The sequence below is a fragment of the Thermosulfuriphilus sp. genome, assembly GCF_054026695.1.
The window spans coordinates 51,401-75,642 of the sequence record NZ_JBPMLP010000042.1; the positions used below are offsets into that span (position 1 = coordinate 51,401).

General features: G+C 51.6%; 30 protein-coding genes. 28 read left to right on the forward strand and 2 right to left on the reverse strand.

The features are described 5' to 3' along the window. Positions 1–140: 140 nt before the first annotated feature. The 27 genes from ACXJJX_RS06960 (at position 141) to fliW (ending at position 22,712) form a co-directional block, all read left to right on the forward strand. Complete coding sequence (locus ACXJJX_RS06960; protein ID WP_456433525.1) at positions 141–617, forward strand: flagellar basal body-associated FliL family protein; 477 nt, start codon at positions 141–143, stop codon at positions 615–617. 2 nt (positions 618–619) lie between these two features. Next, positions 620–1,594, forward strand: a complete 975-nt coding sequence (fliM, locus tag ACXJJX_RS06965; protein ID WP_456433527.1) for a flagellar motor switch protein FliM — start codon at positions 620–622, stop codon at positions 1,592–1,594. A 2-nt stretch (positions 1,595–1,596) separates the two neighbouring features. Further along, positions 1,597–2,124, forward strand: a complete 528-nt coding sequence (gene fliN, locus ACXJJX_RS06970; RefSeq protein WP_456433529.1) for a flagellar motor switch protein FliN — start codon at positions 1,597–1,599, stop codon at positions 2,122–2,124. Between the two features lie 2 nt (positions 2,125–2,126). Beyond that, positions 2,127–2,426 (forward strand): FliO/MopB family protein, encoded by a 300-nt coding sequence (locus ACXJJX_RS06975; RefSeq protein WP_456433585.1) that lies wholly within the window; start codon positions 2,127–2,129, stop codon positions 2,424–2,426. Then, the gene (gene fliP / locus ACXJJX_RS06980) at positions 2,416–3,159 is read left to right on the forward strand and encodes a flagellar type III secretion system pore protein FliP (RefSeq protein ID WP_456433531.1); all 744 of its coding nucleotides are present in this window, start codon (positions 2,416–2,418) and stop codon (positions 3,157–3,159) included. The genes ACXJJX_RS06975 and fliP overlap by 11 nt, the downstream gene beginning before the upstream one ends. Before the next feature lie 10 nt (positions 3,160–3,169). After that, positions 3,170–3,439 (forward strand): flagellar biosynthesis protein FliQ, encoded by a 270-nt coding sequence (fliQ, locus tag ACXJJX_RS06985; RefSeq protein WP_456433533.1) that lies wholly within the window; start codon positions 3,170–3,172, stop codon positions 3,437–3,439. A gap of 6 nt (positions 3,440–3,445) precedes the next feature. Beyond that, positions 3,446–4,228, forward strand: a complete 783-nt coding sequence (fliR, locus tag ACXJJX_RS06990) for a flagellar biosynthetic protein FliR (protein ID WP_456433535.1) — start codon at positions 3,446–3,448, stop codon at positions 4,226–4,228. Between the two features lie 3 nt (positions 4,229–4,231). Then, complete coding sequence (gene flhB, locus ACXJJX_RS06995; RefSeq protein WP_456433537.1) at positions 4,232–5,308, forward strand: flagellar biosynthesis protein FlhB; 1,077 nt, start codon at positions 4,232–4,234, stop codon at positions 5,306–5,308. Between the two features lie 3 nt (positions 5,309–5,311). Next, entirely contained in the window at positions 5,312–7,411 is a 2,100-nt protein-coding gene (gene flhA / locus ACXJJX_RS07000; protein ID WP_456433539.1) for a flagellar biosynthesis protein FlhA, read from the forward strand. Further along, entirely contained in the window at positions 7,401–8,495 is a 1,095-nt protein-coding gene (locus tag ACXJJX_RS07005) for a flagellar biosynthesis protein FlhF (RefSeq protein WP_456433541.1), read from the forward strand. The genes flhA and ACXJJX_RS07005 overlap by 11 nt, the downstream gene beginning before the upstream one ends. Then, the gene (locus tag ACXJJX_RS07010; protein ID WP_456433543.1) at positions 8,449–9,327 is read left to right on the forward strand and encodes a MinD/ParA family protein; all 879 of its coding nucleotides are present in this window, start codon (positions 8,449–8,451) and stop codon (positions 9,325–9,327) included. The genes ACXJJX_RS07005 and ACXJJX_RS07010 overlap by 47 nt, the downstream gene beginning before the upstream one ends. A 7-nt stretch (positions 9,328–9,334) precedes the next feature. Then, complete coding sequence (locus tag ACXJJX_RS07015; RefSeq protein ID WP_456433545.1) at positions 9,335–10,123, forward strand: FliA/WhiG family RNA polymerase sigma factor; 789 nt, start codon at positions 9,335–9,337, stop codon at positions 10,121–10,123. Between the two features lie 72 nt (positions 10,124–10,195). Beyond that, entirely contained in the window at positions 10,196–10,579 is a 384-nt protein-coding gene (locus tag ACXJJX_RS07020) for a chemotaxis response regulator CheY (protein ID WP_456433547.1), read from the forward strand. A 2-nt stretch (positions 10,580–10,581) separates the two neighbouring features. Further along, complete coding sequence (locus ACXJJX_RS07025; RefSeq protein ID WP_456433549.1) at positions 10,582–11,550, forward strand: ICP22 family protein; 969 nt, start codon at positions 10,582–10,584, stop codon at positions 11,548–11,550. 46 nt (positions 11,551–11,596) lie between these two features. Next, positions 11,597–11,758 carry a hypothetical protein gene (locus tag ACXJJX_RS07030; RefSeq protein WP_456433551.1) on the forward strand — a complete coding sequence of 54 codons (162 nt, stop codon included), beginning with the start codon at positions 11,597–11,599 and terminating at the stop codon, positions 11,756–11,758. A 5-nt stretch (positions 11,759–11,763) separates the two neighbouring features. Then, positions 11,764–12,144: a hypothetical protein gene (locus tag ACXJJX_RS07035; protein ID WP_456433553.1), complete on the forward strand. Its 381-nt coding sequence runs from the start codon at positions 11,764–11,766 to the stop codon at positions 12,142–12,144. 136 nt (positions 12,145–12,280) lie between these two features. Then, positions 12,281–13,015, forward strand: a complete 735-nt coding sequence (gene flgF / locus ACXJJX_RS07040; protein WP_456433555.1) for a flagellar basal-body rod protein FlgF — start codon at positions 12,281–12,283, stop codon at positions 13,013–13,015. Between the two features lie 21 nt (positions 13,016–13,036). After that, on the forward strand, positions 13,037–13,819 hold the full coding sequence (gene flgG, locus ACXJJX_RS07045) for a flagellar basal-body rod protein FlgG (RefSeq protein ID WP_456433557.1): 783 nt from the start codon (positions 13,037–13,039) through the stop codon (positions 13,817–13,819). A 9-nt stretch (positions 13,820–13,828) separates the two neighbouring features. Beyond that, positions 13,829–14,527, forward strand: a complete 699-nt coding sequence (gene flgA, locus ACXJJX_RS07050; RefSeq protein ID WP_456433559.1) for a flagellar basal body P-ring formation chaperone FlgA — start codon at positions 13,829–13,831, stop codon at positions 14,525–14,527. A gap of 2 nt (positions 14,528–14,529) precedes the next feature. Further along, positions 14,530–15,249 carry a flagellar basal body L-ring protein FlgH gene (locus tag ACXJJX_RS07055; protein WP_456433561.1) on the forward strand — a complete coding sequence of 240 codons (720 nt, stop codon included), beginning with the start codon at positions 14,530–14,532 and terminating at the stop codon, positions 15,247–15,249. A 5-nt stretch (positions 15,250–15,254) separates the two neighbouring features. Continuing rightward, entirely contained in the window at positions 15,255–16,349 is a 1,095-nt protein-coding gene (locus ACXJJX_RS07060; RefSeq protein ID WP_456433563.1) for a flagellar basal body P-ring protein FlgI, read from the forward strand. 9 nt (positions 16,350–16,358) lie between these two features. Beyond that, positions 16,359–16,667, forward strand: coding sequence for a rod-binding protein (locus ACXJJX_RS07065; protein ID WP_456433565.1), 309 nt, complete (start codon positions 16,359–16,361; stop codon positions 16,665–16,667). Then, positions 16,667–17,029, forward strand: a complete 363-nt coding sequence (locus ACXJJX_RS07070; RefSeq protein WP_456433567.1) for a hypothetical protein — start codon at positions 16,667–16,669, stop codon at positions 17,027–17,029. The genes ACXJJX_RS07065 and ACXJJX_RS07070 overlap by 1 nt, the downstream gene beginning before the upstream one ends. A 13-nt stretch (positions 17,030–17,042) precedes the next feature. After that, positions 17,043–21,029: a flagellar hook-associated protein FlgK gene (gene flgK, locus ACXJJX_RS07075; protein WP_456433569.1), complete on the forward strand. Its 3,987-nt coding sequence runs from the start codon at positions 17,043–17,045 to the stop codon at positions 21,027–21,029. A 12-nt stretch (positions 21,030–21,041) separates the two neighbouring features. Next, positions 21,042–21,980 carry a flagellar hook-associated protein FlgL gene (gene flgL / locus ACXJJX_RS07080; RefSeq protein WP_456433571.1) on the forward strand — a complete coding sequence of 313 codons (939 nt, stop codon included), beginning with the start codon at positions 21,042–21,044 and terminating at the stop codon, positions 21,978–21,980. Between the two features lie 36 nt (positions 21,981–22,016). After that, positions 22,017–22,226 carry a carbon storage regulator CsrA gene (csrA, locus tag ACXJJX_RS07085; RefSeq protein WP_456433573.1) on the forward strand — a complete coding sequence of 70 codons (210 nt, stop codon included), beginning with the start codon at positions 22,017–22,019 and terminating at the stop codon, positions 22,224–22,226. A gap of 21 nt (positions 22,227–22,247) precedes the next feature. After that, positions 22,248–22,712: a flagellar assembly protein FliW gene (gene fliW, locus ACXJJX_RS07090; protein ID WP_456433575.1), complete on the forward strand. Its 465-nt coding sequence runs from the start codon at positions 22,248–22,250 to the stop codon at positions 22,710–22,712. On the opposite strand, the gene ACXJJX_RS07095 is transcribed toward fliW, so the two are convergent. Next, positions 22,709–22,975, reverse strand: coding sequence for a cupin domain-containing protein (locus ACXJJX_RS07095; protein ID WP_456433577.1), 267 nt, complete (start codon positions 22,973–22,975; stop codon positions 22,709–22,711). The genes fliW and ACXJJX_RS07095 overlap by 4 nt on opposite strands. A gap of 15 nt (positions 22,976–22,990) precedes the next feature. Beyond that, positions 22,991–23,566 carry a flavodoxin family protein gene (locus ACXJJX_RS07100; RefSeq protein WP_456433579.1) on the reverse strand — a complete coding sequence of 192 codons (576 nt, stop codon included), beginning with the start codon at positions 23,564–23,566 and terminating at the stop codon, positions 22,991–22,993. A 129-nt stretch (positions 23,567–23,695) separates the two neighbouring features. On the opposite strand from ACXJJX_RS07100, the gene ACXJJX_RS07105 reads away from it, so the two are divergent. Continuing rightward, positions 23,696–24,242 (forward strand): DUF8742 domain-containing protein (locus tag ACXJJX_RS07105; protein WP_456433581.1); only part of this gene is annotated, 547 nt, incomplete at its 3' end.

Genomic DNA, 24,242 nt, shown 5'->3' on the forward strand with positions numbered 1-24,242 from the left:
TCGCCTTCCTTGACACCTCTTTAACTCCATTTTCTCCAAGCTAGAGGTCAATTGTGGCCTGACAGGGCCCTGAGGTTGTCTTTTTTTTGATGGCATAGCCGTTGCTTCTCTCCTGGATGTTGAAATCTAAGGGGGAAGCTATGGCTGAAAAGAAGGAAAAGCAGGCTAAGAAGGGCGGCAAGAAGCTTTTATTTCTCATTATCATCGCTGTCTTTCTCTTGGCTGGTGGCGGAGGGGCTGCGTATTTCTTTCTTTTTGCTAAGAAGGAACCCCCGCCAGAGGAAGAGGTCCAGGCTCCAGTGGAGGATAAGGTCGAAATCGGCCCTTTCCTTCCCCTTGATCCCTTTGTCGTCAACCTGGCCGGACCCGGCCGCCGATACCTAAAGGTCAAAGTAACCCTGGAGATGGCCGACAACCAAGCCTATGACGAGGCTCAGGACCGGATCCCCCAGGTCATGGATGCCATCCTCATGGTCCTTTCCAGCAAGACTCCAGAGGAGGTCACCAGCGTAGAGGGCAAGATAGAACTTCGGGCCGAAATGATCACCAAACTCAACCAGGTCTTGGGGCCAGGCAAGGTCCGTAACGTCTATTTTTCTCAGTTTGTGGTCCAGTAGCGATGACAAAGATACTCTCACAAGACGAAATTGATGCCCTTTTGTCCGGTCTCGATGAAGGGGAGATAGATACCACCCCTAAAGAGGAACCTTCAGAAGACGTTGTTCCCTTTGATTTTGCCAACTATACCATCTCGGCCAAGGTCAAAATGCCTGGGCTCGAGGTGGTCAATGATCAGTTCAGCCGGGGCTTCCGTTCGGGGCTGTCTTCCATGCTCCGCCAGATGGTTGATACCTCTACTGTCCCCATTGAGCTTGAAAAGTTTCGTGACTTCATCAAGAGGATTCCTGTTCCGGCCAGCTTGCACATCTTTAAAATGGAGCCCCTAAGGGGACATGCCATCTTCATGATTGAATCCCGGTTGGTCTTCTTTTTAGTAGAGCGTTTTCTGGGAGGCTCGGGCAAAGGGGTGGCCAAGGTGGAGGGCCGGGAATTTACCCCTATTGAGCAGCGCCTTATCCGTCGGGTGGTCAATCTGGCCCTTCAGGAGTTAGAGAAGGCCTGGCGGAACTTCGTCCCCATTAAAACGAGATACGTCCGTAGTGAGATCAATCCTCAGTTTGCCCGGATCGTCCAGCCTGACGAAAACGTAGTCGTCTGCAAATTTGAGCTCGACCTTGAAGACCTGACCGGAGAGATCGCCTTCTGTCTGCCTATGGCCATGCTCCAACCGATTAAGCAGAAGATCTATACCCCTTTCCAGACCGAAGAGATGATGGATCCTTTCTGGCGCAAGCAGCTTGAGGAGATCATCCGTTCGGTGGAGGTGGAGGTCGTGGTTCCTTTAGGCCAGGTAGAGATCACTGGTCAGGATCTTCTTGATCTTTCCGTGGGCGATATCATCCAGCTTGATCATCCCATCGATGAGCCCCTTTTAGCCTTTATTGAGGGGCGCCCTAAACTTCTTGGACAGCCTGGTGTCTATCGAGGCCAGAAGGCCTTTCAGGTAACAGATTTTGTAGAGAAGGAGTCGTAGAGATGACGGATACTCTAAGTCAGGAAGAACTCGATAAGCTTTTGGCCGAAGAGACAACCGAAGGTGAGTCTAAGGCCCCTGATAAGGAGGCCCCAGGGGGGGGCTCTGAGGGAGAGGCTCAGGAGGCGGCTCCTTCAGAGGAAGATATCATGGCCGAGTGGGATAAGGCTCTTTCTGAGGCCGCCCAGGCCGACAAACCCAAGGAGGCCCCGGCAGCCGAAGAGGCCCAGTTTGAGGAGTTCAAAGGGGGGGCGGCCGAGGATGGTAAACGGCCATCGCTTGACTTCCTCTTGGATATCCCCCTTGAGATCTCGGTGGAGATCGGCCGGACCAAGATGGTCATAAACGATCTACTCCAGTTGGGCCAGGGATCAATTATCGAGCTAAACAAGATGGCCGGAGAGCCCGCCGAGATCTACGTCAATCACAAACTTATGGCCAAAGGTGAAGTGGTGGTGGTCAACGAGAAGTTTGGAGTGCGCCTGATGGAGATCATCAGCCCTCAGGAGAGGGTCAAACAACTTGGTTGATCATGGAGACCACTGTTTCCCTGATAAAGATGCTCGCCGGTCTGGCCTTAGTGCTGGCAACCATCATCTTTCTTTACTATCTGGCCGGCCGGTTGAGAATGATCAAGGGCCTAAAAGAGGGACCGATCAGGCTGGTGGCCCTAAAGACCCTTACGCCCAAAAGCCATTTAGCCCTAGTGGAGGTTGCCGGAAGAAGACTTCTGCTGGGGGTAGGAGAGGGCGGGGTGAGGCTTATCAAGGATCTAGGCTCCGAAGACTTCTCCAGGGCCTTGGCGGCGGCGGAGGAAAGGGATGAAGGCTAAGGTCATCCTCTGGACCGGATTTCTACTCCTCTGGCCCCAAGTAGCCTTAGCGGTGACCGTGCCCTTTATTAAAATTGGTCTTGAGGGAGCCAAGAACCCCCAACAGGTCTCTGTGCTCCTGGAGATTCTCTTTCTGCTGACTGTCCTCTCCCTGGCACCCTCTATTCTTCTGATGATGACCTCCTTTACCCGGTTAGTGGTAGTCTTTTCCTTCCTTCGACATGCCATTGGCACCCAGCAGATGCCGCCTAACCAAGTCCTTATCGGTCTGGCCCTTTTTCTTACTTTCTTTATCATGACGCCGGTCTGGCAAAGGGTAAATGATCAGGCCATTAAGCCTTACATGGCTGGGAAAATCGGGCCTGAGGAGGCCCTTAATTCGGCAGCCTCCCCTGTGAGAGAATTTATGTTCCGCCAGACCAGAGAGAAGGATCTGGCTTTGTTTGTTAAGATCTCTGGCCTCAAGCGCCCTTACAACAAAGACGACATTCCCACCTTGGTCCTTATCCCAGCCTTTATGATCAGCGAGCTTAAGACCGCCTTTCAGATTGGTTTTGTTCTCTACATACCTTTCTTGATCATCGATATGGTGGTGGCCAGCGTCCTTCTTTCTATGGGGATGATGATGCTCCCACCAGTGATGATTTCTTTGCCCTTTAAACTCCTTCTCTTCGTGCTCGTTGATGGTTGGCACTTATTGGTGGGATCTTTGATCGAGAGTTTCAGACTTTAGGAGGTTTGTCATGAATCAGGAGATGGCTGTGGGCATGGCCAGACAGGCAGTGGAAATCACGCTCCTGCTTTCGTTGCCTATGTTGGGTATCGGGCTGGTGGTTGGCCTCTTGGTGAGCATCTTTCAGGCGGCCACCCAAATTCAGGAGATGACTCTGACCTTTGTTCCCAAAATTGTGGCTGTCCTCCTGGCCTTGGTCATCTTTTTTCCTTGGATGATGGAAAAACTGGTCACCTATACAGTGGCCCTTATTGTCGGCATACCTGATATCATCAGGTAGAAGACTATGCCGGAGAGACTTCTACAGCTGATAATCGACAACTTTCCCCTCTATGGCCTGCTTTTGGTCAGGGTGGGAGCCATGGTCTTTCTTATGCCCGTATTTGGTAGCCGTCTGGTTCCAGTAAGGGTTAAGGCGGCATCTACACTGGTTACCGCCCTTTGTCTCCTGCCGGTAGCCAGAGGGCTCCCCACCCCCCAACTTGACTCCACCCTGGAGGTTGTTCTCACGGTCTTCTTTGAATTTCTCCTGGGGGTAACCTTCGCCCTTGTTCTTAGGCTCATCTTTGCTGGCATCCAGTTGGCAGGCCAGATGGTCGGGTTTCAGATGGGCTTTGGAGTGGCCAGTGTCATTGATCCCCAGACCGGAGTTGAATCCCTGGTGCTTTCTCAGCTGGCCTATCTGGTAAGTCTTCTGATCTTTTTGGCCATTGATGGCCATCATATGGTCTTAAGAGCCCTAGGAGAAAGCCTCAAAATCATGCCGCTGGGAAACTTTCGTCCGGATCAGAACATTGTTGAGAGTCTTTTGCGTGAGGCCCAGGTCATGTTTGTCCTGTCCATTAAGGTCATTGCTCCGGTAATGGCGGTCCTTTTTCTGGTTCAGGTGGCCTTGGGGGTGATTAGCAAGATTGTTCCTCAGATGAACGTGATGATTGTCAGTTTTCCTCTGACCATTGCTATGGGGCTTTTCTTCTTTGCCCTGTCCCTAGAGGCCATGGCTCCGGTGCTAGAAAAGGCCTTCGGGGGGGCTTGGAGACTCATTCCAGTAATTTTAAGGAGCCAGTAGCAGATGCCTGAGGATACTCTTCAGGAACGAACAGAAGAGGCAACGCCACGAAGACGGCAGGAGGCCCGGGAAAAGGGTCAAGTGGCCAAGAGCCGGGAGCTGTCTTCGGTGGCTGTGCTCCTGGCCGGCCTGGGACTCCTTATATTCATGGGCGGTTATCTCCGGGGCCAAATGGAAAGGGGCATGATTCATTTTCTGGGACTGCCTTATAGCCGTGAACCCTTTGATCTGGCCACCCTTGGGCTTCTAAGTGATGAGGCCGGAAGAATTCTCTTTGTCTGTCTGGCCCCGGTGTTTTTGATCCTTTCGCTGGTGGCCTTTTTGGCCAATTTTCTTCAAATTGGAGCTATCTTTTCCGCTGATCCCCTTATTCCAAAACCTGACCGTCTCAACCCTATTGAGGGTTTAAAACGTCTGGTCTCCCGCCAGGCTATGGTTGAGCTTGTCAAGTCCTTGGCCAAAGTGGCTTTTGTGGCCGCCGTGGCCTGGCGGACTATCAAAGGGGATTTTACCAAGCTTATCCCCCTAATGGATATGTCTCCCATTGAGATCGGTCAGGAGATCTTTGATATGTCCGGGGAGCTTCTCTTCAAGATTCTCCTGGCTATTGCTCTGGTGGCCATTTTTGACTTTTTCTATCAGCGCTTTGAATTCGAGCGTAATCTGCGGATGACCAGACAGGAGGTCAAAGAAGAGTTTAAACAGACCGAGGGAGATCCCCATGTTAAGGCCAGGATCCGCTCCATCCAGCGAGAGATGGCCCGCAAGCGAATGATGGCCGAGGTTCCCCAGGCTGACGTGGTCATCACCAACCCTACGGAACTAGCCGTGGCCCTTAAATATGTGCCTGGAGAGATGGAGGCTCCCAAGGTAGTGGCTAAGGGAGCCGGTCATCTGGCCCGACGGATTCGGGAGATTGCCCGGGAGCACGGGGTCCCGGTGATTGAAAACAGACCTCTGGCCCAGGGACTCTTCCGGCAGGTTGAAGTGGGCGATTTTATCCCGCAGGAGCTCTACCAGGCAGTGGCCGAGATCCTGGCCTATGTCTATCGCCTAAAAGGCAAGAGGTTAGGAGGTTAGTTGGTGGCCCAGACTCCAGGAAGGATTCTCCCAGGGATAGCCAGGCTTCAGATAGATCCAACCAACATCTTTCTGGCTGCCGGCGTGGTGGCCATTCTCCTCATTATGGTCACCCCTCTGCCGCCGACCCTCATGGATCTACTCTTGGCCTTCAATATCACCTTTTCTTTGGCCATTCTCTTGATCTCAATGTACATCATCAAGCCCCTTGATTTTACAGCCTTTCCGGCCCTTCTCTTGGTGACCACTCTTTTTAGGCTCTCGCTAAATATTGCCTCAACAAGGCTCATCCTTCTCCACGGCCATGAAGGGCCTCAGGCGGCCGGCCGGGTGATTATGGGATTTGGCCAGTTTGCCGTCGGGGGTAACTACGTGGTGGGGGCCATTGTTTTTGCCATCCTGGTGATCATCAATTTTGTGGTCATCACCAAGGGGGCGGGACGGATTGCCGAAGTGGCCGCTAGGTTCACCCTGGATGCCATGCCCGGCAAACAGATGGCCATCGACGCCGACCTTAACGCCGGCCTGATCGACGAGACCGAGGCCCGACAGAGACGGGAACAGATCGCCAAAGAGGCCGAATTCTACGGGGCCATGGATGGTGCTAGCAAGTTTGTCCGGGGAGAGGCCATTGCTGGATTGATCATCATGGCCATAAATGTCTGTGGCGGTCTGGTAATCGGAGTGGCCCAACAAGGACTCCCCCTGGCGGAGGCGGCCCGTTCCTACACCCTTTTGACCATCGGAGACGGCTTGGTCTCCCAGATTCCAGCCCTCATCGTCTCTACCTCGGCCGGAATCATTGTCAGCCGGGCAGCGGCTGAGGCTAGTATGGGGCGAGATTTTGCCCGCCAGTTTGCCCTTCAGCCCCAAGCCCTGGCTGTGGCCGCTGCTGTGGTCTTTCTCTTCGGCCTTATTCCAGGGATGCCTACTTTCCCTTTCACTACCCTTTCGGCTGGCATGGGGGCCCTGGCCTGGATTGCCTATCGGGAGAAAAAGACCTTGCCTAGCCCTGAGGAGGAGGAAAAAGAGGAAGCCCCGGCAGTACCTGAGGAGGAAAGCATCGAGGCCCTCATCTCTCTTGATATGCTTGAGCTTGAGGTGGGCTACGGCCTGATTCCTCTGGTAGACGAAGAACAGGGTGGAGACCTCCTGGAACGTATTCGTTCAATTAGAAGACAATTTGCCCAGGAGCTGGGCATAATCGTTCCCCCGCTCCATGTCCGCGACAATCTTCAACTTAAGCCCGGGGAATACGTCATTCTTATAAAAGGGGTAGAGGTCGCCCGGGCTGAACTTATGCCTGGCTATCTTCTGGCCATGGATCCTGGAGATGCCAAGGTAAAGATAGAAGGCATCCCCACCCAGGAGCCAGCCTTTGGCCTTCCAGCCTATTGGATCCGGGAGGACCAGAAGGATGAGGCTATTATGGCCGGATATACAGTGGTCGATCTCTCCACGGTGGTAGCTACCCATCTGGCGGAGGTAATTAAGGCCCATGCTGATGAGCTTCTAGGACGCCAGGAGGTCCAGAAACTCCTTGACGCCCTTTCTAAAACCCACCCTAAGGCCGTGGAAGAGTGCCTCAATGTCCTTAATCTGGGGATTATTCAGAAGGTGCTTCAGAACCTCTTAAGAGAGAGGGTCTCTATTAGGGACCTTCTGACTATTGTAGAGACCTTGGCGGACTATGGTTCGATGACCAAAGATCCCGATATCCTTACCGAATATGTCAGACAACGGCTCGCTCGAATGATTGTCAAACCCTATCTTGATCAGAATCAGACTCTTCAGGTTCTCTCTCTGGGAGAGGACCTGGAGGAGGTTCTCCGTAAAGGGATTCAGAAAACCGATCAAGGGACCTTTGTGTCCCTTGATCCCCGGACGGCCCACCAAGTAGTGGCTGTTCTGCGCCAGGCTTACGAAAAACTGCTTTCTCAGGGCAGACAGCCAGTGCTTCTTTGCTCCCCTACAGTGCGTCGCCATGTGCGCCGTCTTCTGGAGCGGATTCTTCCCTTTGTGGCTGTTTTGTCCCACGCGGAGCTTCCGCCCAATATAAAGGTAGAGGTCCTGGAGGTGGTGAGGTTAGGCCATGAAAATTAAAAAATTCTACGGCAAGACTACTAGCGAAGCCCTTCAGGCGGTAAAAGAGGCTTTTGGTGAAGAGGCCGTTATCTTGGCCACAAGGAGAATTCGTCGGGGAGAAAGTGTCTTCTATGAGGTCTCAGCGGCCATGGACTTTGAGCCAGAAGGTCCCAAGGCTGCTGCCCAACCTTCGGCTCCTCTTGAGGTAGTCCAGGCTGAGCTGGCCTCTCTTAAAGGGCTGGTGGAACGTCTGGCCGTCCATATCCTGAAACCAGAGGCACACGACACCTCTGTCAAGGAGCTTCTCTACCGTCTGGGGGCCGGCCAGCGGGTGGTCAGCGAACTCTCTGCCGCCTATGCCTTGGAGGGGAGTGGTCGGCCACCGGCTGTCTGGCTCAAACTTGAGCTTTCCCGGCGCCTGAGCCATATCCGCCCGGCGGCCAAGTTTCCCAAATTCTCGGCCTTTATCGGTCCCTCTGGGGCGGGCAAGACTACCACGGTGGCCAAATTGGCCGTCAGGTTTTCGGCCAAGGGGGCCCGTCGTGGGCTCTTAATCAGTCTTGATGATTATCGTCTGGGGGCCCATGAACAGCTGGCCAAGTTTGCCCGCCTAGCAGAGGTGGATTTTTGGGCCGCAAGGGCGGAAGAGCTGCCTGAAATTCTTAAGCAAAATGCCGATAAGGATTTCGTCATGATCGATACCCCGGGCTTCAGTCTGGAGGATGAGCGCTATCCGAATCTGCTTCGCAGTATTTTTGAAAGCGGTTTTCCCGTAAAAGGCCATCTGGTCCTACCGGCTACATCTGGGGCCAGTTTCTATTCACGACTGTGGTCTTTTTATCAGGATTATCCTCTTTGTGGCTTAATTTTCACCAAGACCGACGAGACAGAGACCTTCGGTGTCCTCTTAGAGCCACTGCTTTTTTGGAAACAGCCAGTCAATTTCATCACCGTGGGGCAGAGGATTCCGGAGGACATTCAGGTGGCCAACGGCCGGCGCCTATTGGCACTGGTCTGCCGACAACTGGATGAACTGGCATTAGAGGTGGGAAACTATGGATCAGATGACAGGATCTTGGCGAGCTATGAAACCGCCCATTGAGACCCAATGGCAGAGGGGCCCCGAGACTGGTCCGCGGGTAATCTCCTTTACCAGCGGCAAAGGAGGGGTAGGGAAGACCAACATTGTGGCCAATCTGGCCTTGGCCTTGGCTAGGCTGGGCAAAAGAGTCCTTATTTTCGACGCTGATCTGGGATTGGCCAACATTGATGTACTTCTTGGTCTTTCACCGCGCTTTAATATCAACCACGTCTTCTCCGGGCAAAAGGCCTTGGTGGACATCCTGGTTGATGGACCGGGGGGCATAAAAATCCTTCCGGCCTCTTCGGGTATCGAACAGCTATGCCGCCTAAACGAAAGCCAAAAACTCTTCCTGCTGGGAGAATTTGATCATCTGGGAGCCCTCTTCGATCTCCTTCTCATCGACACCTCAGCCGGGATTTCAGAAAATGTTATCTATTTTAATCTGGCTGCCCAGCATCGAGTAGTTGTGGTTACGCCAGAGCCGACCTCCATCACCGATGCCTATGCCCTGGTTAAGGTTATGGCCACCCGATACGGCACCAAGGATTTCTTTATCCTGGTCAACCAAGTCCGTTCGGCAAGAGAGGCCGCCCGGGTCTATGAGCAGATTCTTCGGGTCACGGATCAGTTTTTGGGCCCTTCGGTAAGCCTTCGTTTCCTGGGTTTTCTCCCCAAGGACAACCACCTCTGTCGGGCCGTCAGGAACCAAAAGGCGGTGGTCGAGGCCTATCCTCAGGCGACCATCAGCCAGACTTTTACGGACTTGGCCCGCAAACTATTAGAAGAGGAGATGGGAGACTATGTTGATGGAAGCATCAAATTCTTTGGTCGAAGCCTATTGGGGGTATAAACAAGCCATGAAGAAGACGGCCGCTACTGAAAAAGACAATCGAGAAAGGTTCAAGCTGGGAAAAGTAGACAAAAAAACCCGGGATGAACTCATTATCGAATATGCCCCACTTATCAAATACATTGCCGGCAAACTGGCCTTGAAACTTCCGCCTAATGTTTCGGTAGATGATCTCATCAGCGCTGGAGTCATGGGGCTCATTGACGCCATCAACAAATTCGACCCCAGCAAGAACATCCAGTTTAAGACCTATGCCGAGTTTCGGATCCGGGGGGCTATGTTGGATGAACTTCGTTCTTTAGATTGGGTTCCCCGCTCCATTCGCAAGAAGACGGCCGAACTGGAGAAGGCCTACGCCAAACTAGAAAAGGAGCTCGGTCGGCCGGCCGAAGATGAGGAGGTGGCCAAAGAGCTCGGTTTAAGCCTTGATGAGTTCTATCGGCTCCTTGAGGAGACCAAGGGGGCTACCTTTATCGATATAGAGACCATCAGACGCAAGATGCCCGACCTGAACGAAGAAGACATCTTTGACCTTATCGCCGATCCGGATCAGGAGGACCCGTTTGACTCTATTCAATTTGGAGAATTGAAGGATGTTTTGGCCCAGGCCATCGAATCCTTGCCAGAGAAGGAGCGCCTAGTGGTGGCCCTTTATTATTATGAAGACCTGACCATGCGAGAGATCGGTGAGATCATGGGTTACACCGAGAGTCGTATCTCCCAGCTTCACACCAAGGCCATGATGCGTCTTAAGGCTCATTTAAGCGAGATTCTTGATCCTGATGATCTCCAGTAGGGGGCTTAAAAATTTTAAAAATGACTGTTTCTGACCGATAAAGACCAAAAAAAAATCCCGAGGAGGAAGGCTATGCCTATTGACCCCAACATGAAGATTCTCATCGTTGACGACTTCGCCACCATGAGGCGTATCGTTAAGAATATTTTGAGTCAGCTCGGCTTTAAGAATTTTATTGAGGCCGACGACGGGACTACGGCTTGGGAGATCCTCCAGAAAGAAAAGATTGACCTTATCGTTTCTGACTGGAATATGCCCAAGATGACTGGTCTTGAGCTCTTAAAGAAGGTAAGGGCCGATGAACGTCTCAAAGATCTGCCCTTTTTAATGGTTACTGCCGAGGCCCAGAAGGAAAATATCATCGAGGCTGTCAAACATAAGGTCAGCCAGTATATCGTCAAACCCTTTACTGCTGAGACCATGGGAGAGAAGATTAAAAAGATCTTTGGTGATTAATCTTGGCCGAGGAAAAAAGACCTGAAGAACCAAAAGACGAAGGCTCTCGTCCGGAAGGGGTTCAGGAGAATTCGGCCGATGAGGCCCAAAAGGACGAAGATCTTGGCTTTGATCTCTCGGAGATAGACCTCTTCGGGGAAGACGAAGATAAAGATAAGTCAGGGGGCTCTTCTGGTGGAGACGAAAAGGAGGCCCCTGAACCTCAAGAGGCCAAAGAAGAGGCCACCCAGGAAAAAGATAAGTCTGATCAAGATCAAGAGGCTGGAGGACCGGCCCTTGGCGATCTTCCAGAGGACCCCTCTCCTTCGGAGAAGGACTTAATCGAAGAGGCTTCCTCTCCAGATAAAGCCCTCGAAGAAGGGGCTCCTCCAGAGGAAGAGGGGAACAGGAAGGAAGCCTTTTTAAAAAGGGTTTCTTCTTTATCTTTAAAAAACATAGTCCTCTGGTTGGCTGTGGCCCTTAACCTGATAGGCATTGTTGCCGGGCTGATAGTTGCCTACGATCTTCTCAAGGAAAGGCCTCAGCCCGATGGGCTTGGTGAATCCGCTCTCCAAAAGCCAGCACCAGAAAGGCCCTCTCCTCAGGGAAAGGCCCAACCTCCGGAGACTTCAGTCCAACACTCCTCCAGACTCTCCCCACCCCCTCTTGAGCAGCCCGTTGTCCTCACCTACGATCTGCCTTTGCGGACCTTCCTCCTTCCTTATCGAGACCATTCCGGTCGGTATATTTTTGTCAAGGTCTCTGTGACCCTTCTCTTTGGTACTAAAAGGGATTATCTCATGGCCAAAGAGCAGGAAATCTTCCTCCGGGAGACAGTCTATGAGATCATCTCCCAGATACCAGTCTATCTCTGGCAATCAAAAGAAGGTATGGCTACCGTCATAAAAACTTTGAAATCCGGCCTTCGGCCAGAGAGAATCAGAGGGATACAGATTAAGGATATCTCCCTTTCGGGCGAAATATTTAAGTAGAGGAGGATTTAAGTAGAGGGAGCATAAAACGAAATAGGAGCCCAAAATGGATGGTTCCCTGATTTCTAAAATCAAGCCGGTAGTTCCTCAGCCGGCTTTAAAGCTGGACAGAAGGCCCCTTGTCCGTAGAAAGCCTCGACAGAAGGATGACAGGGGAGACCAGAAGGCCTCTAAAGAGAAAAAGAAACGCCTGGACATTACTATTTAAAAGTTATGGATTTGGTCTCCCTCTTAATCCTAGCCCAGCTTCTCTTCGATACTCTTCTGCTGGTTTTAATCTTTTTCCTCTACCGCCGTCTTGGTCGTTTAGAGAAATCCGATCTCCAAAAGACCATTGTTGCCCTCAAAGAGATAGAAAGGCTTACCAAAAACATCGAGGAGAACCTAGAAGAAAAAAGGCGCCTTATCGAACGATTAGAAGATCTTCTATCCAAACACCGGCCAGGGGCCTCTTTCCTTAAGACCAAGGTAAAAGAACTTCTTGAGGCTGGTCTGCCGCCCGAGGAAATCGCCCGTCGTCTAAATACCCCCCAGGGAGAAATAGAGATCATCATCTCTCTTCTGGATCAGGAAAAGTCTTCCTCCTCTATTTAAAGAGGCGGAATTTTTTTCCTCCCCTTTATTTTTTTCTTCAGGAGAGACCCCAGGTCGTCCTGTCAGGCCTAGCATTTTAGTCATTAGAGTTCCTTCCTATGGGCTGGCATACCTGTTGCTTTAAGATCCAGACGTTATGATAAACATCAAAGTCAATCCAAAACTGGGGCTACTTGAGGCCGCCGAGGCCGCTGATCTTCTGGAGAGAAGATTGGCCGTTGCCGCCAATAATCTGGCCAATGTCTCCACTGTCGCCTTTAAAAAAGATCGCCTCAGCTTCCGCGAAGTCTTAATGGAAAAATACGATGGAGAACTGCGGACGTTCAAGGAAGTGACAGAGGTGACGGATTTCCAACACGGACCTCTCATCAAGACTGATAATCCTTTTGATATAGCCATTGTTGGAGAGGGGTTTTTCAAAGTAGAGACCCCAGAGGGGGTCAGGTACACCAGGGATGGATCTTTTGTCCTGGATGATCAGTATCGTCTGGTCACCAAGAGGGGGTATCCGGTCTTGGCCGGTGGGGCCCCGGTGATTTTGCAGGGTGAGGAGATTGCCTTTGCAGAGGATGGGAGCATCTCTGTGGACGGGGCTATTGTAGGGCAGCTTGATATAGTCCGTATCACTGATCTCAAAGTCTTGGTTAAAGAAGGGCATAATCTCTTCCGTCTTGATGATCCAGCCCTTGAGGAGGCCATCGAGAATCCTCAGGTAAGAACAGGTTATCTTGAGGGCTCAAACGTCAACCCTCTCCAGGAGATGCTAGCCCTGATCGATATTCAGCGCCAGTATGAATTCAACCAGAAGGCTATTCAGCAGATAGACGAGCTCGACGGTCGCCTTCTTACTGAGGCCGGCCGGACAGCCTAAAGCAGGCAAAGGAGGATTTTCATGCTACGGGGGCTATGGTCAGCGGCAACCGGGATGCAGGCCCAACAGCTAAAGCTTGATGTAGTGGCCAACAATCTTGCCAACGTCAACACCACGGGCTTCAAAAAAAGCCGGCCTGACTTCGAGGATCTCCTCTATCAGGAGCTAAAACTTGCCGGGGCCCAAAATGCCCAAGGCAATATGATCCCGGTGGGCATGGAGATCGGTATGGGGGTGAGGCCGGTTGCTGTTCAGAAGATTTTCTCTCAGGGTGACTACGAACAGACGACTAACGAGCTTGACTGGGCTATTGAGGGGCGTGGTTTCTTCAAAATCATCTCCAACGGAGAAGAACTCTATACCCGGGCTGGGGCCTTTAAGCTTGACCGTGACGGCTACATTGTCACCCCCAACGGTGACCGACTCCAGCCGGAATTTGCCGTCCCTGCGGGGACGGTACGCCTTCAGCTCACCGCTGATGGGACTCTTTCGGCCCTTGATCAAAACGGCAACGTTTTAGCCCAGACCCAGATTCTCATTTATGACTTCCCTAATCCGGCGGGCCTTTACAGTATCGGCCGCAATCTTTATCGAGCGACCATTGCCTCAGGGGATCCTATTGAGGCCGTACCCGGGCAGGATGGTCTCGGCACTTTGGCCCAGGGATATCTTGAAAAATCAAATGTCGACGTGGTCGAAGAGATGGTCCAGATGATCATCACCCAGCGGGCCTACGAGGTCAATTCTAAAGCCGTTCAGACGGCCGATGCCATGTTGGAGCTGGCCAATAACCTTAAACGCTAGGGGTAGATTATGGTCGGGATCATCTCCCTGATACTCTGTTTGTTTTTTTGGGGAAATGTTGCTGCTGAGACCCTGACCAAAGACTATTTTGAAAGGCTTTTTGAGGAAAAGGTTCTCGCTGAACTTCCCTATGATCCTCAAGAGGTAGAGATCTCTCGTCTTTACTGCCAGCCCCAGGTGGTAGAGATTCCAGGCAAAGATTTTGAGGTCCGGGCCCATCTCCTCTCTAGGGTGCTTAGGCCGGGGCTAGTCACCATGCTGGTTGATATCAGCTCTAACGGGCGCCTTATAAGGCGGGTTCGGGTGGCTGGTCGCCTTGAAATCTACCAGAAGATCCTGGTGACTAAGCGGGATCTTCCCCGAGGCAGCGAGGTTTTTCCGGAAGACCTTACCTTAGTGCGCTTTCCTTTAAGCCGACTTCCTCAGGACGTGATCTCGGATCCAGAAGATCTTCGAGACAAGGTTCTCAAGAGATCTCTAAGAGCAGGAAGCCCCCTTCGGGCAAGCCTTCTTAAGCCCCGTCCACTAGTGCGTAGGGGGGAGATGGTGACCATCGTTGCCGAAAGCGGGGCTCTCAAGGTTACTGCCCTGGGAGAGGCCCGAGAGGATGGGGCCAAAGGAGAAATTATCCGGGTCAAAAATGTGGCTACGCGTAAAGAGGTTATGGCCCAGGTGGTCGGTCCAAACCTGGTCAAGGTGAGGTTTTAGGGATGAGAGGGCAGGAGAGATCCAAAGTACTGTTTTTCTTTCTGGGAATTTTGGTCTCTTTTTGGGCTTCAGGGTGTAGCCTTACCAAACAGGCTGCTTCTCCCCCAGTGGCCCCACCTCCGCTTGCCTTTCCGACCCCAACTCCAGAACGCCCCCCTGAGGGTTCGATATTTGCCGGTGGCTCTTCAGCCTTTCTCTTTGAGGATCACAAGGCCAAACGGGTGGGAGATGTGGTCACCGTTCAAATAGTGGAGAGCTATCGAGGCACAAATGACGTCTCTTCTAAGAGCCAGCGCAAATCAAGCACCTCAGCCGGAGTCTCGGCCCTTCTGGGCTTTGAAAAGGCCCTGGAGTCGGCCAATCCACGCTTTAGTGCCAGCAAGATGTTCGGCGGCGAGATGACTAACACCTATGATGGCTACGGTCGGCAGAGTCGCCAAGCCCAGATTACGGCCTCTATTTCGGCTCGGGTCACTGAGGTTCTGCCAAACGGAAATCTCGTTATTCAGGGTGTTCGGGTAGTCAAACTCTCCGATGAATATCAGTATCTGACTATCTCGGGCATTATCCGTCCTGAAGATATCAACCCTGACAACACTATTCTTTCTACCAAGGTGGCTGATGCCCACATTGAATACTCTGGAGTTGGCTCGGCCAGTGAGGCCGGAGGAGTTGGTATTGGCTGGCTGGCCAGAATACTTCAGATCATCTGGATGTTTTAAAGGCTATGAGGCTCAAAATTATCGCTACCTTTTTGATTTTCCTCTTTTTCGGTCAGGCTGAGGCGGCCAGATTGAAGGATCTGGCCGCCATCGAGGGGGTCCGTTCCAATCAACTCATCGGTTATGGGCTGGTGGTCGGGCTCAAGGGGACGGGTGACGGTAACCAGACCCAGTTTACTGTTCAGTCTATCGTCAACATGCTCCAGAGGTTGGGGGTTACAGTGGACCGCAACCAAGTCAAGGTTAAAAACGTGGCCGCAGTGATGGTCACTGCTGAGCTGCCGGCCTTCGCCAAGGTAGGCCAAAGGCTCGATGTCCTGGTTTCCTCCATCGGGGATGCCAAAAGTCTTCAGGGCGGGACCCTTTTGCTTACTCCCTTGAAGGGGGCCGATGGAAAGGTCTATGCCCTGGCCCAGGGGCCAATTTCCATTGGGGGCTTTGCTGCTGGAGGGGCCGCCGGCGGAGGCGTGCAGAAGAATCATCCGACAGCTGGGCGGATTCCCAATGGGGCTACTGTAGAGCGGGAGGTGCCAGTAAACCTTCTGGGACGCAGAAAGATAACCATCAGTCTTAATGAATTTGACTTTACTACGGTATCTCGGGCAACAGCGGCTATCAATGCCTATCTCGGCGCTCCCTATGCCCAGGCCTTAGATGGCAAGACCATCTCTGTCAGGGTGCCCGATCAGTATCGGGAGAACATCATTGGCTTTATCGCTGAACTTGAACGACTCGAGATAACTCCGGATACCGTAGCTAGGGTCGTCCTTGACGAGCGGACTGGTACTGTAGTCATGGGGGAAAATGTTCGCATCTCCAAAGTGGCCATTGCCCACGGCAACCTGAGCATCCAGATCAAGGAAAGAGCGGTGGTCAGCCAACCACCTCCGTTTTCCCCTGGAACCACAGTGGTTACCCCTCAGAGCGAGGTCTCGGTTACCGAAGAGGGAAACCGGATCATTGTTCTTGAGGAGGGGGCCAGCATCGGGGAGTTGGTGCGGGCCCTTAATGCCGTGGGGGCTACCCCTCGTGACCTGATTGCCATCTTTCAGGCGATCAAAGCGGCTGGGGCTCTCCAGGCCGAATTGGAGATTATCTAGGAGGTGGCCATGAAACCCGTTGTCTCCAGGAGCTTTGATCAGGAGATAGCCAGGCTAGAGCGCTTGGCCCAAAAGGATAAAAAGATGGCCCTGAAGGAAGTTTGCCAAGACTTTGAGGCCTTTTTTGTCTACAAACTCCTTGAGAGCCTTCGTCGAACAGTTCCCAAGAGCGATTTTCTGCCTTCGGCCCCTGGTAAAGAGATATACCAGAGCCTTTTTGATCAGGAGGTGGCCAAAACTATCTCCCAGTCAGGAGGGATTGGTCTGGCCGAGGCCCTTTATGAGCAATTATTGCCGTCTGTGAAAGGAGGGAAATGATGGGTGTTAGTCCTAAGGAGATGGAGGACGTGAGGTATCTTTTTCGCTGCCTGGACCGAGCCCTTGATGAAGAAAAAGAGGCCATAATCAAGGCCGATGTGGCCACTCTTACCCGTTTGGCCCGGCTCAAAGAGGATCTGGCCCGGCGAATCTCCCAAAATCCCGAAAGACCGGATAGGAAGCTTCTTTCAGAGATTCAGGCCAAAGCCCTTCGCAATCGTCGTCTGGCCGAGGCCGGCCTTGAGGCCGTGGAAGAGGCCCTGGATTTCCTGAAAAAGGCCCTCTCCGAAGGCGGATCCTACTCTTGCCGGGGGAAACATAAAAATCTCAAGCACCCTCGTTTCATCAGCCGACAATTATAAAAGGGGAGTCCTTATGGCTGGCATCTATAGCGCCTTGAACATTGCCAAAGGGGCGATCATCAATGCCCAGACAGCCGTCCACATTACAGGCCAAAACGTAGCCAATGTGAACACCGAAGGCTACAGCCGTCAAGAAGTAGTCTCCGCCCCTTATCCACCCACGCCTACAGCTGTGGGCCCCATTGGCAATGGGGTCAAGGTGGAGCAGATCAGGCGCTACTTTGATGCCTTCATCAACATGAATCTCAATCTTCGGCGTAGTGATCTGGGCCTCCTTGAGGCCCAGAAGGGGGGCATGCGTCTGGTGGAGTCTCTCTTCAATGAGACTGGAGACACCGGGCTGTCCAGGATGATGAACGAGTTCTTTGCTGCCTGGCAGGATGTCGCTAACCGGCCAGAGGGAAATGCCGAGCGCCGGGCCCTTCTGGAGAAGGCCCGGGTGTTTTCCGAAGCCATCAATGAGAAGTATCAGCAACTCATTGGCCTAGAGAACGATATCGGCCTTAAGCTCAAGGACGTAGTCCAGGAGATCAATCAACTGGCCGAACAGATCGCCGAACTCAACCGGCAGATTACGGCTGTAGAGAGCGAGAACCGCCAAGCCAACGATCTACGGGACCAAAGAGATAAATTAGTGGCTCGTCTCTCAGAACTGGCCGAGATCCGCTATTTTGAGACCAATCAAGGGGCCTATGCGATAATCCTTGGCAAGGGTTATAACCTGGTAGATATAGATACTTACTGGCAACTTGACCTTGATGGAAGCGATGTCTACTGGCAAGGCCATTCCGGAGATCGGGCCGAACTTACCAGCGAGGAAGTGGCCAGGGGAGAGCTTGGTGGCTGGCTCAAGATACGGGAGATGATCTCCGATGACTGGAACTATGAAAGATTGATCTCTACTAAGACCGTATATGATCGGGCTGAAAATCCCCTTGCCGAAGATACCCGTTGGGTCGATCTAGGGCTTTCGGGGACAATCACCTTTGAATTTTCAGGAACCGACCATGAGGGCCAAAATGTCTCGGCTACTGTCTCCTTTGATCTTTCGGCCAATCCTGATTCCACTGTGAGGGATCTTCTCGATGAGATAGAAAAGGCCTACAATTATCAGGTTACGGCTTATCTTGACAATGGCCGGCTAGTGATAAAAGACGGCCAGCGAGGTCCAGGAGAACTTTCCTTCCGTTTAGATCGGTCACCCACTCAGGTGTACTTTGGCCACTTTGATGATGAAGGGCTCAATCACCGGATAGAAGACCTCAATCTCATTGGTAAGTTTCAGCTTTGGGCCCAGGAACTCATCCGGACTGTCAATCAAAATCACAGTCAGGGAGTTGGTCTTAGATTTTTCGAAGGGGAACTAAAAGGCCTCTATCAGACCGGGGGGATCGGTCCCATTAAAAGCCTACCGTTTTATAGCGACATCCAGAGAGATGGATCATTTTTTCTCTGGGTTAGATCCCAGGAAATGGGCTTGGTCCCAGTAAAGGTGGATCTATCCCTTCTTCCTACTTCTACCATTAGCGATCTAGCCAATCAGATAAATTTAAGTATTGATCAGGTCCTCTCTGGCCTGGGTCTTTCTAGTTCGGATACGGTTTCGGCCTCTTTTAAAGATGGGCGTTTGGTCTTTACTGCCCAGGAAGGCTACAGCTTTGCCTTCTCTAACGATTCGGCCAATATCCTGGCAGCCACAGGGATAAACGTATTTTTCGGTGGTTGGGATGCCGGGAGTATTGAGGTCAATCAGATCCTTTCCAAGGATCCGGAACTTGTCGCTGCTGCTCGTCTTGACCGTCAGGCCTGGCGGAGTGAAGATCAGGTCTTCGGCAGTTATACTAGTCGGGAAAGTATTGATACTGATCTGGCGACCATTAAACGTTTTAATGCCTCGCAGACCCTTACCGTGCGTTTCTATGATGCTGAGGGCAATCGGGTCCTCATCAATACAGACTCAGGGCGCCAGATCCCGGAGCTTTCTGTCACTGTGGGTGCCGGGGAGACAATTGAAGAAGTCTTAAGAAGCCTTGATGAGCTTGAGGGATTGAGGGCCTATATCAACGGAGACAATAAGGTGGTCATCGCCCTTGATCCCAATGTTGATAAACCTTATGCCTATTTCGAATTGGGGCACGTAGATCCTCCTGACAATCCCGATGAAGACGTTCTTTATTATTTGAGGAGCATTGGCCTTGATGTTCCCCAATACCTGTCTTCTCGGGGCAGGAAGGAATCCAGTCAATACTTTACCAACCCTAGCGCAGTTACCCTGAACGAAGGAGCAGACATTGAGCTGACTTTTAGCTTTCTCGACGCCCAAGGCGAGGTCCTGGGTTACCGAAGCATCACCGTGGCCGACGGGACCGATCTGGCCACTTTGGCCGACACCATCGACAATCTCCCGGAGCTTTCGGCCGGCTTTACCCAGGGGACTTCTGGGCGTCTTTACATCTCTCTTGACTCCCCTCCTGAGGGAGCACTTTCTTTTGCCATCTCTGTAAGCGGAGGAGATGGAGACAGCATTATTGATCTCTCTGGGGGAGGAAGTCTTTCTTTTTCTGACGTCTCAGACCGCCAGCTGTTCTCCGGCCTCGAGTCCCTTGTTCGTCCCAGACAGTATGTTACCAACATTTCAGGTTATTCTTCGGCCAATCTGGTCTTCTCCGGGACTCTGACCTTTCGTTTCTTCGACTCCCAGGGGCAGGAGACGGGAACGGCGGTTTCTCTTTCTTCTGGAAGCCTTACTGATTCAAACTCAAATGGCCGGATTGATCTGGCCGATCTCCTCCAGGCCATAGAGGCAACTACTCAGCTTAAGGCCTATGAAGACAACGGCCAAGTCATTATCGCCCTTGATTCTCCCCCCTCGGACACGGCCTATTTCGTAATCGAGGGCAACGCCGATGGGGCCCCCTGGGGGGAAATTGCCCTTTCGGAGGCCACCTCCGGGGAGTCGGTCTGGTTAAAATTCTCTATGGGAGCTTTAGAGAACTGGCTTTTTTCTGAAGACGGGGCCCTAGATGCCGACGATAATGGGACCACAGTAGATCCCTTCAGGATTGATCTTTCTACTAACAAAGGCACTGTCCAGATCGTCCAGGCCTACAACGATGAGGCTAACGCCAAGTATGGGCTCTCGTCTTTTATCGACAATGACGGCCACCTAGTAGTGGAGACCTCCGGGCTATACGATACCCAAAGCTTTGTGGTTACCGATGGCTTGATCCAGAAGGCCTTTACCGCCACCTTGTCTTCTAGGCACTTCGATAGCACAGACTATTGGTTTTATCTCTCAGAGACCACGGTTTCTCCTTCGGCTACCTTTGGGGTCCAGACTCTGACTATCTCCTACCGTGATTCTTCCAACTCGGAGATAGCCAGCGAGACCATTTCCGTCAGTGCGGGGGATAGCCTTTCAAGCATCGTTTCGGCAATCAACGCCTTGGATAACGACGGCGATGGTCAGGCAGACTTCTCTGCCGAGATCGTAGACAACCACCTTCTTATAAAAATCAACGATCCAGATCTTAATAACGACAATGTCGATGACTTCTTCCGTTTTCAGATCACTACTGATCTCTCCTCCTATCAGGGCAATGTGGTAACTTATCTTAATCGGAGGCTCTATGACCAGGGACTCTCTTTGGCCTATAATCTCCAGGGAGTCTCTCCCCAGCCGGCAGACAATCGCAACGCCCTGAATCTGGCGGAGATAAACCAGAGGAGCCTTTCCAATTTGGGTGAGGCTAGTATCCCTGACTACTACGATTCTTTGGTCGGACAGGTAGGTATAGTCAGCCAGGGATTTAACAACGATTATGAATTCACTGCCGATCTGGTTAATCAGCTTCAGATGTTGAGGGATGCCGTCTCAGGGGTTTCTCTTGATGAAGAGATGGCCAATCTCATTAAGTTTCAACATGCCTTTGCGGCTGCGGCTAAGATCATGACCATCTCTGATGAGATGTTGGATGTCTTGGTCAACGCCAAGAGATAGGAGGAATGAGCCGTGCGGGTGACGATGAACACCGTCTATAAAAATATCCTCAACAATCTTAATCGCCTGACTGAACGAATGGAAAAGATCAACACGGCCATTTCCTCCGGCAAGAAGTATTCCCGCCCTTCAGATGCTCCCACTAATCTTGTCCATGCTTTGGGATATCGTAAGACCCTGGAGGAAATATCCCAGTATCGCCGCAATATCTCTGATGCCAAGGGGCACTTGGCCACTATGGAGACGGCCCTGGAGAAGATGCAAGAACAGATTATTCGGGCCAAGGAATTGGCTATTCAGGGGGCTAACGATACCGAAAACGCCTCCAGCCGGAAGATGCTGGCCAATGAATTGCGAAACATCCTCGATGAGGTTGTCTCGCTCAGTAATATTCAACACAATGGGCGCTATGTCTTTGCCGGCTCAAAGACCACTGATTATCCCCCCGGGGAAAAACCCTTTATGCTCAGAACTGAGCTTGCCGGAGACGTAAAAATCATGGAGGTTCGTTACCAGGGTGGCCCTGAGGATCTCTATTATGAATATGCCCCAGATAAAAGAATCGTTATCGCTAGAGATGGAGAAGAGGCCCTTGCCCAATCCGGGGTCTTTGAGACCCTCATTGGTCTGATTAACACTCTGGAGAATGACAACCAGGAGGACCCACAGCTGGAGACCGAAGCTATCCAGACTCATATCTCCCGTCTGGAGGAAGTTCTGGACTATTTAAATGTCCAGAGAGCCGATATTGGGGCCAGACTTAACCGTCTGGAGATTAAAGAAACTGTCTATGATGATCTGGAGCTTACTAATCGTGAAAATCTCTCCTCGGTAGAGGACACTGACCTTCTGGCTGCCGTTACCGAGCTTCGGGCCAAGGAGACCGCTTATCAAGCGGCTCTGGCTTCGGCGGCCAAGGTGATGAACTTGAGTTTGGTTAATTATCTTTAGGTAACTTTGCCTAAAAAGAGGCCATGGAGGGCGTAAATGTTAGTATTGACCCGCAGAGAAGGTGAGTCCATCGCTATTGGAGATGACATTGAAGTTACGGTCTTGGAGATTAGGGGGCGTAATGTGCGCCTGGGAATCAAGGCCCCGCCGGAGATGCCTGTTCATCGACTGGAGGTCTATCTCCGTATCCAGGAGGAGAACCGGCGAGCGGCCGCTGAGGCCCCGAAGACTATCCCGGACTTTTAAAAGACGGAGGCCAGAGCAATTATGATTATAAAGACCACCCGTTTTGGGAAAATTGAGATAGATGAGAGCAAGATTATTCATTTCCCTCGGGGAATATTAGGATTCCCTGATCAGCGGCGCTTTGTCTTGTTGCCCCATAGGGAAAATTCTCCTTTTTGCTGGCTTCAGGCTGTAGACGATCCTGACCTTACTTTTGTCGTCGTAAATCCCTTTGTGATTAATCCCGATTACAGACCAGAATTTAAAGATGAGGCCCTAGTGGGGCTGGAGATAGAGGAAGGCGATGTAGTAGACCTTCTTTCTATTGTTACGGTGCCCCGAGAAAATCCTCGGGCCATGACGGCCAACCTCTTGGGCCCCATTGTGGTCAACGTTACCAAAAGATTGGCCAAACAGGTCGTCCTTGACCCCCACAAATATCCCTTAAAATATCCCCTAATCTCCGGCAAAAAAGAGCGCGATCAGGGTAGTGAAGCTGTGGGTTAGCCTAGTTTATAATGTTTCCGAATGGCCTTTTTGACCACCCAGGTGCAATCAAGACCCTTGGGAAAAGTGACCAGATCTCCCGGGCCAATTTCTACCTCTTCGTCGGCCGTCTTAACGGTAACCTCCCCTTCGAGGATATAACAGGTCTCATTTTCAGGATAATGCCAATCAAAGGTTGATGGTTCACACTGCCAGATGGGCCAGTTCTCAACTCCCATTTCCTTGATAGTTTTTTCATCTGGACGTTCTTTTTTAATCTTCATAAGGCCCTCCTTTTCTTAAGAATAGAGTTTTTTGAGGAGCCAAGCCATGTTTTCTCCCAAGGTCTTCATGGTGGCCATCCCCTCTTCATCGTCCCGAACTTCTCCCGGATTTTTACCCCGTCCCATGTTCCAGTAGCTTGAGCCGACAACGATCATTTGCCCGATGAGGAAGAAATGATTAAGGGAATTAAAGACATGTATGGCTCCTGCCCTTCGGACGGCGACCACCCCGGCGGCGATTTTCCTTCGGAAAAGATCACCATTGACCCTGGCCACCATTCCGCAACGCTCAATAAGGGCCTTCATGTTTGTGGAGACATCGGCAAAGTATGTTGGTGAACCCAATATCAATCCCTGAACATTCCTGATTTTTTCAATGTATTCATTGATGGGATCATCTTCCACAGCACAGCGGCCGTTTTTCTTTTCCAGGCACTTGTAACAGGCCTTGCAGCCTTGAAGGCTCTGCCCGGCCAGCTGGATGAATTCGGTCTCGATACCATGTGATTCAAGGACCTCAAGAACGGTTCTGATCATTGTGGCCGTATTACCATCCTTGCGTGCACTTCCATTAAAGGCTATCACCTTCATGGGAATCCTCCCTACTAATGAGTTTGAGATTTTATATCCCTTTATGCTCCTTGAGCCAAGGGATAGAGTGGTAGCGGTTTAACGTTCATTTTTCATATCAGTAAAAAATTCTGGCATGAGAGGATTTTAATGGCCAGGCTTGAGGATCTTAAACAAGGAGCTTCTGTTAGGGGTGTTCTTCCCGGGCAGGATGTCACCGTAGTCAATGTCCAGTGGTATGGAACCGATGCCATTGAACTCACCTATAAAGATGCTTCTGGTCGGGTCGGAAACCAGCTCCTTTTCCGAAATGATGAAGCACGGCTCGAGCTGGTTACCGAAGGGCAGCCCTGGAGTTTTGAGGCCGATGGTGAGCTTTTAAGACTTGTTTCCGAGGCCAAACGCATTCGCCTGGCCTACCTCTTTGACCCCTATCTTGCCGTGCACACCTCGATGATAGATCCTCTGCCCCACCAGATCACTGCGGTTTACGAAAAGATGCTTCCCCGCCAGCCTCTGCGTTTTCTCCTGGCAGATGACCCTGGAGCCGGGAAAACCATCATGGCAGGTCTTTATATCAAAGAATTGATGATCCGAGGAGACCTTGAACGCTGTCTTATTGTTTGCCCGGGCAATCTTGCCGAACAATGGCAGGATGAACTCTGGCAGCGTTTTCAATTGCCTTTTGAGATTCTTA